Genomic DNA, 14,342 nt, shown 5'->3' on the forward strand with positions numbered 1-14,342 from the left:
TGACGAGGTGCACGCCCAGCTAAAAGCCCATGTAAATTGTAATTAATCCATCTTGGTTAAAAATGCTGGGCGTACTGGTCAAGGTATGTTGGCAAGGATTGACGAGGTGCACGCCCAGCTAAAAGCTCATGTAAATTGTAATTAATCCATCTTGGTTAAAAATGCTGGGCGTACTGGTCAAGGTATGTTGGCAAGGATTGACGAGGTGCACGCCCAGCTAAAAGCTTATGTAAATTGTAATTAATCCATCTTGGTTAAAAATGCTGAGTGTGCCAGTCAAGGTTATAAGCAAGGATTGACACTGCGGCACACTCAGCGAGACGATGCAAACTCAATCAGGTTTTACTGTGCTTGCTGGTATGCTGATTGAGTGACATAGTGATGGTTGTTCAATTCATGGCGTATTACTGTGTCATTTAAATAAGAAAAGGTCTTTGGCCTTCCTGCTGAGTCTAATGTGCCATCGTTTTCTATGCTGTTTTCAATGATTAAGTGTGCTGAATTGGTGTTGACGGCATATAACTTCAATGCATAGCTGCCTGGATGAACGATTAAATTTCCCTTATAAGCATGTGGTAAGCCATTGCTGATAGCACTATTTTGTTGTGCAGCATTACGTGCAAATATGCCATTTTCACCCGCATATATAATATGGTTATTGAGCACTTTAATCCCATCTCCATCTATCATCATGCCGTTACCTCCGCTGCGATAAATTAAGTTATCTCTTACTTCAACACCATCGCCGCCAACTTGGATGCCGGTGTTTTGCCAGTGTGGGTCAAATGGACTGACTCCAGTGCGGTATATGGTGTTATTGGTGATAAATGCGTTGCCTTGCACTGAGTTAAGCTGTACGCCATCGGCAGCGATGTTCTCAAGTTTATTATCAAAAATATGTACATCTTGAATTTTGTGTGGGTAGACCGTAGTCAGTGCATTGTCACATATCAAGTTACGGGATTTTCCCGTATATCCAATGTACATGCCTTCGCCGCTTTCAGTACTGTGAATATAGTTATTATGAATACGTAGGCCTGTCATGGTGAAATTCTCAGCCCATGTATTGGCATCGCAAGTGGGATCTGTTTTTATTAACATGCCAGCAAAACGAGCACGATAAATTTCGAGGTGGTCGATTTCGACTTGTTCGCTCAAGGCGCCAATTCCTAATGTACCGCCCAGTCTCAGTCCATACTCTGACTCACCCTCGACTGGGTTTGAGGTAACCCTTAGCCATTGGCTATTTTCAATCGCGATGCTGTATTCATAAGGAGAAAAAGTCACAACACCATTTTGGTTACGTATGGTGATAGGTGCAGATGCTGTTCCTTGCATATTGCGCACTCTTAGTGGCCCACGCGTGCCGGCTTCTAAGCACACGGTCTCACCAGCTTTAATTGCCATACTTTGGCCATCAATCAAGTGCTGTGCGCTGCGAATGTAATGGTCACAGTGTAAATTATTTGTTTGTACTGCGAGGTTGTTTTGCGTGGGGATACTTGCAAAACTTGGCGCTGTTATGAGTATATTTATTAGTAACGTGGCTGTGTGAGCAGGCTTTTTTGTATTCGTCATTGGACACTCCATTATCAAATGTTTGAATTTATTGTTGATTCAAAGTGAATAAGAAATTGCGTTTATATTGGTAACAAGATGCAGAAAAAACTAGAAAAACAGGGTAAATAAAGAGTAAAATTACTTTTACCGGATTTGGGTAAGTGTTACTTATTGATATGTATGGATAAATTTTTTATGGATGAAAAAAAGTTTAGATTAGAAAATTGTAAAGGTTTGTGGATAGGTGATGTTTATGCCGATTTAAACACTAAATCATTACATAAAGAGACCTCGAGCCAGCCTTTGTCAGAGCTGTCTTTCTCGCTTCTTTTGACCTTAGTCGAGCATCAAAGTACGCCTCTAACTGCTGAACAGCTGCAAAATATGGTTTGGCAAGGTGTTGTCACAGGTAATGAAAATGTAAAACAGCGAATAAGTATTCTAAGGAAAGCTTTTTCTACTTTAGATGACCTAGAACATATCAAAAATATCCGAGGTAAAGGGTACCTGCTTGTTCAGCCTGTGAAGCTGGATTATGTAGATAAAAGCGTCAATATCTGGCCAATTGTCGTGGTAGGCATCATTTTGACGCTTTTCGTCATTATTGGGCTGTTTTGGCATAATAACTCAACATCAAAAGTGTTGAAAAGTGAGCAATATCAGCTATCAGTTGAAACAGGCGATAGCATAAAACTTGCGAATAAAAAATCAAATTTGGCTTTTTGCTTAGATGGTTTTGATGATTATGTCGAGGTGTTTGACTCAGAGCTTGACGTGAGAACAGGGGATTTCTCGTTATCCACTTGGGTTAAAACCTCATCGCAAGGTCAGCATATCATCGTGGATAAGCGTTACGAAGATCAAGTGTCGGATGTCCAAGGGTATGCTTTTTATATCGATGAAGGGTACTTGGCGTTGCAACTCGCTGATGGCGATGGCAGCTGGTATTGCCAAGAGCCTGACTCTTCTTGTACTTTCTACGACTCGAATGCATTCGTCTCTGATGGTCAGTGGCACCATGTTGCTGTGAGTATCGATCGGGACCGCAGTAAAGGGCTGCGTTTTTATCTCAATGGTCAGCTCAATAGCGCTTTTGACCCAACAGGTCGCCAAGGCTCTTTAAGTAATGAAAAGCCGCTGCGTATTGGCAGTCGTTCATCGTTTAAAACTGGGTTGTTCCATGGTGCAATAGGTGAAATACAGCTTTACCATCGGGTTCTGACCCCATCAGAGATACGACAGCAGTATAACAAGGGGAACTCTCGTAATTGCAGTGGCTCAGGCAGTAAAGGCGGTATTTAGCGAGCATGTAAAGTGAACGGCTTTCGCTTGGGAGAAGCTGTTCACTCGTTCAGAGTTTGTCTCCCAAGGAGGCGTATTATTTATACTTTTTACGCTCTTCTAAAATGAGGTTAATCATTTCGGTGCGGATCTCAGCTTCTTGGGTTTTAAGGTCATTCAGTTGCTGCTCCAACACTTCAATTAGGTCTTCTTCTTGCGTGTTTTTGTAAGCTTTACTGCCGATATGCTCTGGTGCTTCATTGCTTTTGGCCATATCTGGTACTGAGTCCCCAGAGCCAGCCGCGGGGGCGTGTATGGTTAAGGTTCGCTGTAACGGTGGTTTTTTTAATTCGTTGATTTCTTTTTGAAGATTGCGGATTTTTTCTTGTACAAGCTCTACAACTTTTTCCAGGTTCTCATATTGTTCTTTGAAAACGGGGTTGCGCCTTTTATAGGCCGCAGCTTCTTTGTCTAGTTCCTTACTAACGAGTGGCTGCTTTTCCTCATCGTCTTTTTCGCCCTTTCGATACGCTGACTTTTCACGTGGTGTAGGCTTTAGGACATTTTCAGGTAACTCACTGGTTCTTTTATGACTCGGAACATAGGACTGAGATGCTTTTTTTTCAATGACTTTAGGCTCTGTAATATGAGTGTGATGCAGGATTTTAGATAACATGATGATTCCTTATCTGTGTGTTATTTACCTCTAGTATGTATCGGCTGACTATCCCTTTTATAAAGTTGTATAAGTTGATATTCTTCAAAAAAATTGCCGGAGATCCCCGGCAATTTATGTTTTAAGCTATTTTATTTTTTATACATATCAAACCAAGCAAGGGTGTGCTCAATTTTTGAAATCATGCGTGATGGTCGGCCTGCAATACCGTGCGGCGCGCCCGGTACGCGAATAAGCACCGTGTCTACTTTGCGTAGTTTCAATGCTTGGTAAAACTGCTCTGATTCGGACATTGGAGTGCGTCGGTCTAATTCACCTGTCATAATTAATGATGGCGTAGTGACATTGCCGACTAGAGATAGCGGTGAACGTTGCCAATAATGAGCAAGGTTTTCCCAAGGAAGGCCTGGGAATTGGTTGCGAATTTGACCTAGGTAGCTGTCTGCTGTCAGTACTTTACTGATCCAGTTAATCACTGGCTTTGTGATGGCAGCTGCATTAAACCTGTCTGTTAAACCGACTGCATAAGCTGTTGCAATACCGCCCGCAGAACCACCAGCAATGAACAAGTTGTTTTCATCGATAAAGCCTTTTTCGATCAGGGTATCTACGGCTGAGTTATGATCTGCAAAGTCTTCTTTAGAGCTATATTTGCCGTCCAGTAACAATGCAAAACGTTCGCCATAGCTGGTTGAGCCACGATAGTTGACGTAAACCACAACGTAACCTTCGGCTGCATAACGTTGCAATTCTGCACTAAAGTGAGGGCCATATGCTAAATGTGGACCGCCATGAATTTCTACTAATAGTGGGTATTTTTTTGATTTATCAAAGTTAGGAGGCGTGATGTACCAACCTTGGATCTGCTCACCATCAAACTCTGATTTATAATTGAGTTCATGTACTTCACCTAATGTGCGATGGGCTAATAGGTCTTGGTTTAACTGTGTTAATGTTGTTGTTTTACCCTTTCGCCAGTAAGCCACATCTGCTGGTGCTTGACTGCTGCCTTGGGTGTAAGCCAATGTCCCATTGTTAGCCATGGTGAAGCTACCGCTGACATAAGGGCGACCCAATGTTGTACCTGATACATCATCTACTAACGGCTTAACTTTGCCACGTGAAGACACTTTTGCTAAGACGCGCTTACCTAGGTCATCATACTGGATAACAAAGTCACCTTTACCAGCCCAGCGGTAATCCGCAACAGAGCGGTCTAAGTCTTCGGTCAATGACTTAAGCTTTTTATCTTTGATAGACAGCAAGGTTAATTGGCTATTGATGTATGGCACTGGTGCATTGCCACGACTAATAAATGCTAATTTATCACCTTTAGCGGAGAAGGTCGGGCTGTACTCAGCTCCCGGTAAGTCTGTTAGTTGTGTCAGTGATTGGTTCGCTAGATTAACCTGATATAAATCCGTTTCTGTAACTCGGTATTCCCATTCAGGGTGTTGATCTGATGAGAAAACGATACTTTGGTTATTTGGACTCCAAGCCAAGGGTCCTCGGTGTTGAAAGTCTCCTTTCGTAAGTTGCCTTGGTGTGCCGCCATTCGCTGGTAAGACAAAAACATGTCTGAAAGTAGGTTCAAGATAACCTCGTCCATCGGCTTGGTATCTGGCTTTTTCGAAAATCTTAACTGGCTCAGACCACTGAGCACCTTTTGGTTTGCTTGGTAGTTTAACTGATTTTGCAAACTTAGATTTACCTTGAGGTACATTCATGGTGAATGCAATTTGTTCCCCGTCAGGCGACCACGTTATATCGCCAATGGCCTTGGGCAGCTGAGTCAGTACAGCTTGCTTATCTTGCTCTACCCAATACACATGTAATTGACGAGAGCCGCTACTGTTACTGGTAAATGCAATTTTACTGCTATCAGGTGACCAGCGAGCTTGGCTATAGCTATATTGATCAGCAAAGAGCGGATAGTGGCTCTTTTTCGCTATGTCATATAACCATAAAGTGCGTTTTGGCACATCTTTCATGATGTCATAGCTGCTGCGCTCATAAACAATTTTTTTGCCATCTGGGCTGATCTGTGTGCTGGCTGCATATTCAAGAGCAAAAATATCATCAGACTTAAATATTGTTGTGCTTGCTGAGCTGTCTGTTGCTGCTAATGCAAGCATCACGCCGCTGAGGGCGAGAGAAGTGATTGGCTTCATAAGTAGAACTTTTATTTTTAATTTTCTCTACAGTAAATTTGAATCGTCTGATTAACAAGCATTATGAGATGGGCTGACCTAGCCTGTGGTCGAATGGAGGAGGTGAGATGATTTAAATCAACGATAGCGTACTTTTGATTATTGCTAATTCTAAAGTATTAATTCACCTGCTCACGTGCTCTGATCTCATTAAAACATAGGTGGTAGTTGAAATAGGGTCACACTGATCTTTTATCATTATTGGGAATATCACATTTTTTTGCTTTTTAATTAATCGGTTATTCCATGTTAGGTAAAATGGGAAGGTAATATATTTCTTGATTTTTGATTCTTTTGAGGTATTTTATTCCCACCATTTAGGTGGTGTATTAATTTAATTAAATAAGGAAATTATTATGAAACTTAATCTTAAAACTAAAAAGCTAGCTAATTTATCTAATAAAGTTGTAACTGAGCAACTGACAGACAAAGTTGCAGGTGGTGCGGTTATTACAGGTTGTTACTTTCCATGCAAACCACAAACGAATACAGGCAAATAAGCGCGTGCTGATCAACGCGCAATAAAGTGAGGTGCGCTATGCGCACCTATTTACGAGTCTACCTTGTATGCGGCTGTATAACTTTAGCGCTGATCTTGTGATATGTAGGCTGCAGGGAGATGGCGCTCCATTAAAAACTCAGAAGATTACACATCATCAACCCCAAATAGCTGATAAAGCGTATGGGCATTGAGCGTTATCAGTGTAAAGTGTTTAAGTCCTTGTTATTTAGTAGTGTGACCACAGTATCTAGCTGATGTTTGCCATACCTCATTCCGCTAAGAGGCTCCAAAACAAATACATCGAGTAGATTTGCAAATGTTATATAGTCTGTGACGACACGGGTAAATGCAATGAGCTGATTGTGTTATACCAGTGCAAAACACAGAGAGTTATCTATGGCTGTTTGTCACCTCTCAGTGGTTATGCCCTTGCTCCAATAGTTCCGCTTAGACAAAAATGCATGAACTTGTTTGGACTTTGATTGCAAAAGTCGATTGACGAGCTGCATCTTTAAACTCCTATTGCGCACTGAGGTGGATAAGAGGAAGACAAGCGAGTAACAGACTGGCCATTGCATAGTTAAAACGCTGCATATGAGCGGGGTTTTGTAATTTGTGACTGAGCACTTTGCCAAAATAGATCCAGCTTAAACCACTGCCAAGGGCCACGATGTTGAACACCACAACACCGAGTATGGCTGAGTGCCAATAATAATCTCCAGGGAGTGTCAAAGCAGTCGTCAATGATAGTAAGGTTGCCATCGATTTTGGGTTAATAAGCTGAAAGAGCGCACCTTGCATAAATGAAAGCGGCTGTGCTTGCTGCTGTTTTTGTGAAGATTTGGCGTGCTTAAATGCAATTTTATAGGCCAGATATATGATATATCCACTTGCCAACAGCTTAAAGGTAAAGTGTAAAGACGGTATGGCCAGCACCAAGTGACCTAGCCCCATCAGCATCATAATGTGAATGATGGTCATTCCTGCTCGGATCCCGACAATATGAGGAAGTGTTTTTTTAATGCCAAATTTCGACCCAGAATATGTCAGTAAAATATTATTTGGCCCGGGTGTAATTGAAGCGGTGAAACTGAAGAGTATCAGCGCAGGTAACAGTGTTGATAGTTCAATCAATGGCAAAATAACCTCTCTTAATTGTATTGATACAATTGTTGTTTTTTGTTCCGTGTTTAATTATTTTCTAACTACAAATAGGCATCAATTTATTTATTGTTATGGGTACAATTTGGCGCGCCAGCAAAGAGCAGTACCTACGCTTAGTTGCTTCATAAACAAGATACATGGCGTGAGCTGAACTCATTAAGCAGGCGATGGCGTATAAACAGCTCGTATTTGATCAGCGCCTTCCTGCGCAAAGAGTCCTTGCTGATCTTTTGCATATCACTCATGGCACGGTAACAAGAACGTATGATTTATTGGAGCTGTGCGGATATGTTCGAGCAAAATTAGGGACAGGCACTGATGTGTCACAGGCAAATAAGCGCGTGCTGTTTAACACGCATTAAAGTGATGTGCATCGTGCGCCCCTCTTTATGAGGCTGGCTTGTACGCAGCAGGGATGTAGCGCTCCATTAAAAACTCGGGAGATTGCACATCATCAAAGCCAAATTGTCGATAAAGCGTATGGGCATCATGCGTTACCAGTGTAAAACGCCTAAGTCCCTGTAATTTAGGATGTGTTACCACAGCATCTAGCAGCTGCTTGCCATGCCCCATTCCTCTAAATGGTTCTAAAACGAAAACATCGAGAAGATTTGCAAATGTTGCGCAGTCTGTGACGACACGGGCAAATGCAATGAGCTGGTTGTTTTGTACCAGTGCAAAGCACAGCGAATTATCGATGGCTGCTTGTAACCTTTCAGCGGTTATGCCCTTACTCCAATAGCTCCGCTCTGACAAAAATGCATGAACTTGTTTGAATTGTGATTGCGAAAGTTGATTGATGAGCTGCATCTTTAAATTCCTATTGCGCACTGAGGTGGATAAGTGGAAGACAAGCGAGTAACAGACTGGCCATCGCATAGTTAAAACGCTTCATATGAGCGGGGTTTTGTAATTTTTTATTGAGTACTTTGCCAAAATAGATCCAGCTTAAACCACTGCCAAAGGCCACGATGTTGAACACCACAACACCGAGTATGGCTGAGTGCCAATAATAATCTCCAGGGAGTGTCAAAGCCGTCGTCAAGGATAGTAAGGTCGCTATCGACTTTGGATTAATAAGCTGAAAGAGTGCACCTTGCATAAATGAAAGCGGTTGTGCTTGCTGCTGTTTTTGTGAAGGTTTGGTGTGCTTAAATGCAATTTTATAGGCCAGATATACGATATAGCTACTCGCTAACAGTTTAAAGATAAAATGTAAGGGCGGTATGGTCAGCACCAAGTGACCCAGCCCCATCAGCATCATAATGTGAATGATGGTCATCCCTGCTAGGAGCCCAACAATATGAGGGAGTGTTTTTTTAATGCCAAATTTCGACCCAGAATATGTCAGTAAAATATTATTTGGCCCGGGTGTAATTGTAGCGGTGAAACTGAAGAGTATCAGCGCAGGTAACAGTGTTGATAGTTCAATCAATGGCAAAATAACCCCCCTTTAATCGTATTGATACAATTGTTGCTTTTTGTTCCGTATTTAATTATTGTCATAACTACAAATAGGCATCAATTTATTTATTGTTATGGATACAATTTGGCACCCTAGTAAAGATCAATATCAACACTTAGCTGCTTCGCAACCAAAATACATGGCGTTAGCGGAACTCATTGAGCAGGCGATTGAGCATAAACAGCTCGCATATGATCAGCGTCTTCCTGCGCAAAGAGTTCTTGCTGACCTTTTGCATATCACCCATGGCACGGTGACAAGGGCTTATGATTTATTGGAGCAGCGCGGATATGTTCGAGCAAAATTAGGGGCAGGTACTTATGTGTCAAAAAATAACAGCTTGCACCACGACATGCAGATAAGCGATTTGGCAGCCAGTGTTCAGCCTTTAATGGGTCAAGAAAGCATCATAGCGAGAGCAATGCAGTCTCTGTCGCAAAGCCAAACGGAGCTTGGGGAGCTACTGATATACAAATTGAATGGTCTACCTAGGCATCAAAAATTTTATCGGGATTGGCTATTGCAACGCGGCTTTGCCTGTGAGCAACACGAAGTTATCTTCACCCAAGGCGCGCAGCAGGGAATTTACAGCTGTTTATCAGCCTTGTGTGAACCTGGAGATCTCGTCTTACATGAATCGCTCACGTATCCTGGTTTTTTTAGAGCATGTAAAAGCCTAAAGTTGCAATCACAAGGAGTGCCTGTTAATTCGCAAGGCATTGACTTGGATAAGCTTGAGTCTATTTGTCAAAACAACATGGTCAAAGCGATTTATATTACCCCAAATTGTCAAAATCCAACTAACGTACAGTACAGTGACGAAACACTGCAAGCGATATTGGCGCTGAGTCGTAAATATCATTTTTTTATTCTCGAAGATGATGTGAACTACTGCTTATCAGAAAACTGGCGCTTGCCATTGTGGCAACAAGCACCAGATCGTGTGTTCTATATAGCCAGTTTCTCAAAATATTTTAGTGGTGGCCTAAGAGCTGGTTATATGTTGGCACCTCAGCTGTGGCAACAGCAGATCATTGCAACAGTGCATGCCCAGTGCTGGTCTGTGTCTATGACAAACTTTGAGTTGATGATGCGCGCACTGCAAAGTAAAGAGTATCAATATGTGCAAGTTAAATTAGAAGAAGAGATCCGTTATAGACAAGCAGCGCTTGAAAAGACCCTGAACCGTTATGGTTTCGAGGCGGTGTTTTTTGGCTTGAATGTGTGTTGGTATCTACCTGCACATCTGAATATGCATTATGTCGCGGCGCAGTTTAAGGCTCAGCTGGTTGAGGTGCGTGCACTGGACGTGTTTGCCTCGCCGAATGAGGTGTGTGAGATAAATGGTATTCGTTTTACACTGGGTGGGCCGACGACAAGAGCCGCCTTTGATGTTGCGATAACTCGCATTGATACCGTACTAAAAGAGCTGCTGGTTCGTAATGATGTGGTGATATAAAAAGTTAGCCGATATATCGGCTAACTCATCAAGATTAGTCTTGCTTTACGGCTGCAACAACAGAGACTTCTACCAATAGTTCAGGTCTTGCCATGGCCGCTTGCACACAGGCTCTTGCCGGTGCGTATCCCTCTGGTACCCATGCATCCCATACTTCATTCATTTGTGCAAAATATTGCATGTCGCTGATATAAACTGTGGCGCTTAAAATATGCTTTCTATCGCTGTTCGCTTCTTCAAGAAGTGCATCAACCTTGTCTAACATGGTTTGCGTTTGCTCTTTGATCCCTTGCGTTGCGTCTTTACACACTTGGCCACACAGATAAATCGTATCATTATGTACCACAATTCGACTCATTCTCTGGTTGGTGTGTTTGCGAGTAATGCTCATGTTTTTACCCTCGGTAACGGGCTGACTAGTCGCCCTAATTTACTGACTGATGCGTGGTGGCACTGTTTAAGGTGTAAATATTTATTGGCCACCTAGCGGTTTATATGGCTACGATTATATGGTAAGTCAGTGAATTATTTAAGCACTAGAAATTGAATATTGTTAGGGAGTTATAAAAGAGGTGTCATCAAGACCAAACGGAGTGAGCTGTTTGGTCTCATTCAATCAATGCTTTATCAGCAGTTGCAGGTAGGGATATTGGTGGTTGCCGTTGTTTTGCATTTCGGTTCATCCGTTAGACACAAATATGGACCAAATGAAAAGTCTCTGCAAAATTGATCATGTGTATATTGGTAACCGCCAGCAATCGCAGGCGTTGCCTTTACAGGCAGTGACTTTGCATCTGCTGTTAGTGATTTGATCTTCTTTTTATTAAGCTTCAATTTCATTTTTTGACCTTTTCCTTAGTTTAAATGAGTGGTTTGTCTAATATTTAGACGGAATTAAGCTATCGTGTAAGTAATAAATTTACAATGATTTATTTCATTTTGTGAGGTTTAGGCGCAGAGAAAATCTTTATTTTGAAGACGTGAACATGTAATGCGGGGTCATGGATTGACCAGCTATTCTCAGCTGGTCAAGTGCTTTGTAGATATGTTTATACAGAAATCATTAATAAGCCAATGGCACAGATGATAGTCAAGCCAATAAAAATATTGGCGAGGTTACCTGTATCAGCTATCGGTTCTGGGACAAATTCAGGTTGGGGGATGTCTTGCTGCGTCATCCGGTAGTAAAACCCTTCACCATAACGTGCTTTTAAATCTTCTCGTGTAGTCCATTCAAGTTGCTCAGTCAGAAAAACCAGCACTTCACTGGAGACCATTTCTTTATCATTTTGGCAGGTTTTTTGATGATTCAATACGTTATCAAATACCAATGCCGCTAAGTCATTTCTCAAAGACACAACCTCGCAGGCAGGGTGATCAACCAGTAATTGCCATGAAGATACCTGAGTATGTCTATGTGCATTGCCAAGCAGCTCGGTCAGTTCATCACGAAATTCGTTAAACAACGGATTGGCTAAGCTGTCATCAGATGGAGTAAAAGGCGCTACTAGGCTGTTTATAATTGACTGATATGCAGCATGGAGCGCAGATTCTCGCTCAGCGCGAATGTCATCTGATTCAGTACTTAAGTTTTCGAGTTTTTGTTGATACGCCGCTTCAATAGCTTGTTTATCTGAAGTGGGCGCCAATTCTAATTCATTCCAAGGATCTGTCGACACGGTTTAGCTCACCTTTTTCAATCTGTTAGTTTACGCTGTCATAATTTATGACATTAAGACTACAGCCATGAGCTGAGTGTAGCAGACTCACCTTACTTTTCTAAACTAGAGGCGATGGGTTGTGTGGTGATTTTCGGTAAAACCACAAAACGAGCGTTAAATTAAGGATGAATATAGATGGTTTGCTTGTCACATTGTGACCGCACACAAGCCGATATTGTCGTCTCGCCCAAATATTGGTCGAGTGCGATTTCGGGTTTCGCGGTGGGCTTATGGTTGATAAACCAGCTTACCTGATCTGTGTGCGTTGACTCTAATGGTAGCGTACCGATCTGCGAACGATAGTAATGCTGGCCGCTGCGCACCGATGTGATAGCAATGGTTTGGTGTGAAGCTGAATCCAACCGGCGAGAGTGTTTACTGCCCAGCCAGTGGGTCAGTTTTTCGGGCCAGCTTAGTGTGGTCGTGAAGTCGCCATAAATATCCATACTTGGCGGGGTCATGTGGTCAATGGTCATTGCTTGATGTTGTGAGTCACATTGCTCTTTTGGAATATGTGCAAGCGCTAAACCACTGGGCCAGCAAATTAGCGTGTGGGTGACAGAGTCAGGTTGGGCGAGCTGTTGGCGGTCAGGGGGCAACAAGTCAAATGCGTCGAACATCAAAGGCGCGGCTTGTGTGGCACCTAGGTAGCCAAGCATGGGGCTTGCATCTGGGCGACCGACCCAGACCGCAACGGTATAATCATGGCTCACGCCAACTGCCCAAAAGTCACGATAACCGTAACTGGTGCCAGTTTTCCATGCTATTTTACGGCGTACTGATGGTACGACACGATCGGGCGCGCTCTGTGCACTGAGCATTTGAAACGTGATCCAGCTACTTTGTGGGCTTAATATTTGCTTGCTGGTTATGTCGTTTAGCTCATTGCTGAGTATTTTTAGTGGGGCGACATGCCCTTGGCTGGCCAATGCACGGTATAATTTGGCCAGTGTTAATAATTGCGTGCCCGTACCCCCTAATCCAACAGATAAGTTAGCATGTTTATGGGCGAGGTGAATGCCCGCACTGGCAAGGTTTTGTTCAAAGCGCGCAGGGGTAATGCGATTGAGAAGTTGAATTGCCGGCACATTTAACGATTGCTGCAATGCGCGCTGGGCACTGATAGGTCCACTAAAAGTGCCATTTAGGTTTTGTGGCTTATAACCATCAAAATCAGCAGGAATGTCACTTAATAAGCTTTGACTATGAATAAGGCCTAAATCTAACGCTTGCGCATAGATAAAAGGTTTCAGAGTTGAACCTGGTGAGCGCGTTGCACGTGCCATATCAACGTGGGCAAAGCGGCTCAGATCACTGAAGTCAACGGAGCCTTGGTATGCGCGGATCTCAGCGCTGGGATTATGCAAAATGACCAATGCAGCAGATGCTTTATGCGGCAAGCGCTGACTGGTTTGTTGCAGCAGCGAGGACAAACGTTTTTGCAGGGCATAGTCTATTGTGGTGTGCAGTTTATGCGCATTTGGATAGCGCACTTTTAAATAGCGGCTTAGCAAAGGTGCAAGTACTGCTGGCCTATTCGGTTGAAGGTTCATCTGCTCCTTTACCATTAGGCTGTGCTGCTCAGTATTGATTAAGCCTCCTTGGTAGAGGCGTGTTAGTACTTTATTGCGCATTGCGATTGCACGCACAGGATATTTATCAGGACGGTATTGTGAGGGCTTTTGCGGTAGTACAACCAGCAAGGCGGCCTCATTTTTTGTGAGCAACAGTGGAGATTTGCCAAAATACTTATTGGCCGCTGCTGCAACGCCCTCAATGTTGCCGCCAAATGGGGCTAAATTGAGGTAAAAGGTGAGTATTTCCTCTTTGCTGTAATGCCACTCAAGTTGAATTGCTCTGGCGATTTGGTGCAGCTTTCCTGCAATGGTTCTTGAATGTGGGTCGATAAGGCGTGCAACCTGCATGGTCAAAGTTGAGCCACCTGATATCACCCGACCATATCTGATCCATTGCCCAGCTGCGCGTAATAATGAAAACGGATTCACGCCATAGTGATGATAAAACCAGCGATCTTCATAGTGCAGCAAGGCCTGTAAATAAAATGGGTGAACTTCTTTGGGCGTGATGTGATAGCGATGCACACCTTGTTTATCGCCAAAAGAGCGCAAAGTTTGCTGGTTGCTCGCCGTGATGAGGGTTGCAGGACCATCTGGGTAGATAGGGGGTAATGGGTTATTGGTATGCCAAACAATCGCACCCATCACAATAAGTAGGCAAGTATAGGCTGCAATGAGTAATGTTTTTTTAATGGTCATTTGGCATCAATTAGTTGGTAGTGGTAAG

The 14,342-nt window shown here is 43.0% G+C and carries 14 protein-coding genes; 4 read left to right on the forward strand and 10 right to left on the reverse strand.

The genetic code is table 11. The features are described 5' to 3' along the window. Positions 1-342 precede the first annotated feature (342 nt). On the reverse strand, positions 343-1,578 hold the full coding sequence (locus L1077_RS11235) for a right-handed parallel beta-helix repeat-containing protein (RefSeq protein ID WP_237136936.1): 1,236 nt from the start codon (positions 1,576-1,578) through the stop codon (positions 343-345). A 177-nt stretch (positions 1,579-1,755) separates the two neighbouring features. Here L1077_RS11235 and L1077_RS11240 point away from each other — a divergent pair, with 177 nt between their 5' ends. Then, positions 1,756-2,862 carry a LamG-like jellyroll fold domain-containing protein gene (locus L1077_RS11240; protein ID WP_237136937.1) on the forward strand — a complete coding sequence of 369 codons (1,107 nt, stop codon included), beginning with the start codon at positions 1,756-1,758 and terminating at the stop codon, positions 2,860-2,862. Between the two features lie 76 nt (positions 2,863-2,938). Here the strand turns inward: L1077_RS11240 and L1077_RS11245 are convergent, their stop codons facing one another. Beyond that, positions 2,939-3,517 (reverse strand): hypothetical protein, encoded by a 579-nt coding sequence (locus L1077_RS11245; protein ID WP_237136938.1) that lies wholly within the window; start codon positions 3,515-3,517, stop codon positions 2,939-2,941. 131 nt (positions 3,518-3,648) lie between these two features. Beyond that, entirely contained in the window at positions 3,649-5,688 is a 2,040-nt protein-coding gene (locus tag L1077_RS11250; RefSeq protein ID WP_237136939.1) for a S9 family peptidase, read from the reverse strand. 395 nt (positions 5,689-6,083) lie between these two features. On the opposite strand from L1077_RS11250, the gene L1077_RS11255 reads away from it, so the two are divergent. Beyond that, positions 6,084-6,227 carry a hypothetical protein gene (locus tag L1077_RS11255; protein WP_237136940.1) on the forward strand — a complete coding sequence of 48 codons (144 nt, stop codon included), beginning with the start codon at positions 6,084-6,086 and terminating at the stop codon, positions 6,225-6,227. Positions 6,228-6,748: 521 nt separating this feature from the next. On the opposite strand, the gene L1077_RS11260 is transcribed toward L1077_RS11255, so the two are convergent. Further along, positions 6,749-7,369: a LysE family translocator gene (locus tag L1077_RS11260; protein ID WP_237136941.1), complete on the reverse strand. Its 621-nt coding sequence runs from the start codon at positions 7,367-7,369 to the stop codon at positions 6,749-6,751. A 191-nt stretch (positions 7,370-7,560) separates the two neighbouring features. Between L1077_RS11260 and L1077_RS11265 the strand changes: the two genes are divergently transcribed. Then, positions 7,561-7,755 carry a GntR family transcriptional regulator gene (locus L1077_RS11265; protein WP_237136942.1) on the forward strand — a complete coding sequence of 65 codons (195 nt, stop codon included), beginning with the start codon at positions 7,561-7,563 and terminating at the stop codon, positions 7,753-7,755. Between the two features lie 25 nt (positions 7,756-7,780). Here L1077_RS11265 and L1077_RS11270 read toward each other — a convergent pair whose 3' ends face one another. Then, positions 7,781-8,203 (reverse strand): GNAT family N-acetyltransferase, encoded by a 423-nt coding sequence (locus L1077_RS11270; RefSeq protein ID WP_237136943.1) that lies wholly within the window; start codon positions 8,201-8,203, stop codon positions 7,781-7,783. Positions 8,204-8,213: 10 nt separating this feature from the next. Next, the gene (locus L1077_RS11275; RefSeq protein WP_237136944.1) at positions 8,214-8,834 is read right to left on the reverse strand and encodes a LysE family translocator; all 621 of its coding nucleotides are present in this window, start codon (positions 8,832-8,834) and stop codon (positions 8,214-8,216) included. Between the two features lie 97 nt (positions 8,835-8,931). Between L1077_RS11275 and L1077_RS11280 the strand changes: the two genes are divergently transcribed. Beyond that, on the forward strand, positions 8,932-10,317 hold the full coding sequence (locus tag L1077_RS11280) for an aminotransferase-like domain-containing protein (RefSeq protein WP_237136945.1): 1,386 nt from the start codon (positions 8,932-8,934) through the stop codon (positions 10,315-10,317). 34 nt (positions 10,318-10,351) lie between these two features. Here L1077_RS11280 and L1077_RS11285 read toward each other — a convergent pair whose 3' ends face one another. The 4 genes from L1077_RS11285 to pbpC all read right to left on the reverse strand — a co-directional run bounded on the left by L1077_RS11285 (position 10,352) and on the right by pbpC (position 14,314). Further along, positions 10,352-10,708 (reverse strand): RidA family protein, encoded by a 357-nt coding sequence (locus L1077_RS11285; RefSeq protein ID WP_237136946.1) that lies wholly within the window; start codon positions 10,706-10,708, stop codon positions 10,352-10,354. A 236-nt stretch (positions 10,709-10,944) separates the two neighbouring features. After that, positions 10,945-11,157, reverse strand: a complete 213-nt coding sequence (locus tag L1077_RS11290; protein ID WP_237136947.1) for a hypothetical protein — start codon at positions 11,155-11,157, stop codon at positions 10,945-10,947. 209 nt (positions 11,158-11,366) lie between these two features. Beyond that, positions 11,367-11,996 (reverse strand): hypothetical protein, encoded by a 630-nt coding sequence (locus tag L1077_RS11295; RefSeq protein ID WP_237136948.1) that lies wholly within the window; start codon positions 11,994-11,996, stop codon positions 11,367-11,369. A gap of 161 nt (positions 11,997-12,157) precedes the next feature. After that, entirely contained in the window at positions 12,158-14,314 is a 2,157-nt protein-coding gene (gene pbpC, locus L1077_RS11300) for a penicillin-binding protein 1C (protein WP_237136949.1), read from the reverse strand. Between the last annotated feature and the right edge of the window lie 28 nt (positions 14,315-14,342).

The sequence above is a fragment of the Pseudoalteromonas luteoviolacea genome, from assembly GCF_021654285.1.
Classification (GTDB): domain Bacteria; phylum Pseudomonadota; class Gammaproteobacteria; order Enterobacterales; family Alteromonadaceae; genus Pseudoalteromonas; species Pseudoalteromonas luteoviolacea_J.

What these genes read in the sequence shown, in the direction of transcription:
- L1077_RS11290 (WP_237136947.1), bottom strand. Translation starts at nt 11,157, where the DNA reads ATGAAATTGAAGCTTAATAAAAAGAAGATCAAATCACTAACAGCAGAT.
- L1077_RS11280 (WP_237136945.1), top strand. Translation starts at nt 8,932, where the DNA reads ATGGATACAATTTGGCACCCTAGTAAAGATCAATATCAACACTTAGCT.
- L1077_RS11235 (WP_237136936.1), bottom strand. Translation starts at nt 1,578, where the DNA reads ATGACGAATACAAAAAAGCCTGCTCACACAGCCACGTTACTAATAAAT.
- L1077_RS11240 (WP_237136937.1), top strand. Translation starts at nt 1,756, where the DNA reads ATGGATGAAAAAAAGTTTAGATTAGAAAATTGTAAAGGTTTGTGGATA.
- L1077_RS11285 (WP_237136946.1), bottom strand. Translation starts at nt 10,708, where the DNA reads ATGAGCATTACTCGCAAACACACCAACCAGAGAATGAGTCGAATTGTG.
- L1077_RS11270 (WP_237136943.1), bottom strand. Translation starts at nt 8,203, where the DNA reads ATGCAGCTCATCAATCAACTTTCGCAATCACAATTCAAACAAGTTCAT.
- L1077_RS11245 (WP_237136938.1), bottom strand. Translation starts at nt 3,517, where the DNA reads ATGTTATCTAAAATCCTGCATCACACTCATATTACAGAGCCTAAAGTC.
- pbpC (WP_237136949.1), bottom strand. Translation starts at nt 14,314, where the DNA reads ATGACCATTAAAAAAACATTACTCATTGCAGCCTATACTTGCCTACTT.
- L1077_RS11250 (WP_237136939.1), bottom strand. Translation starts at nt 5,688, where the DNA reads ATGAAGCCAATCACTTCTCTCGCCCTCAGCGGCGTGATGCTTGCATTA.
- L1077_RS11265 (WP_237136942.1), top strand. Translation starts at nt 7,561, where the DNA reads ATGGCGTATAAACAGCTCGTATTTGATCAGCGCCTTCCTGCGCAAAGA.
- L1077_RS11255 (WP_237136940.1), top strand. Translation starts at nt 6,084, where the DNA reads ATGAAACTTAATCTTAAAACTAAAAAGCTAGCTAATTTATCTAATAAA.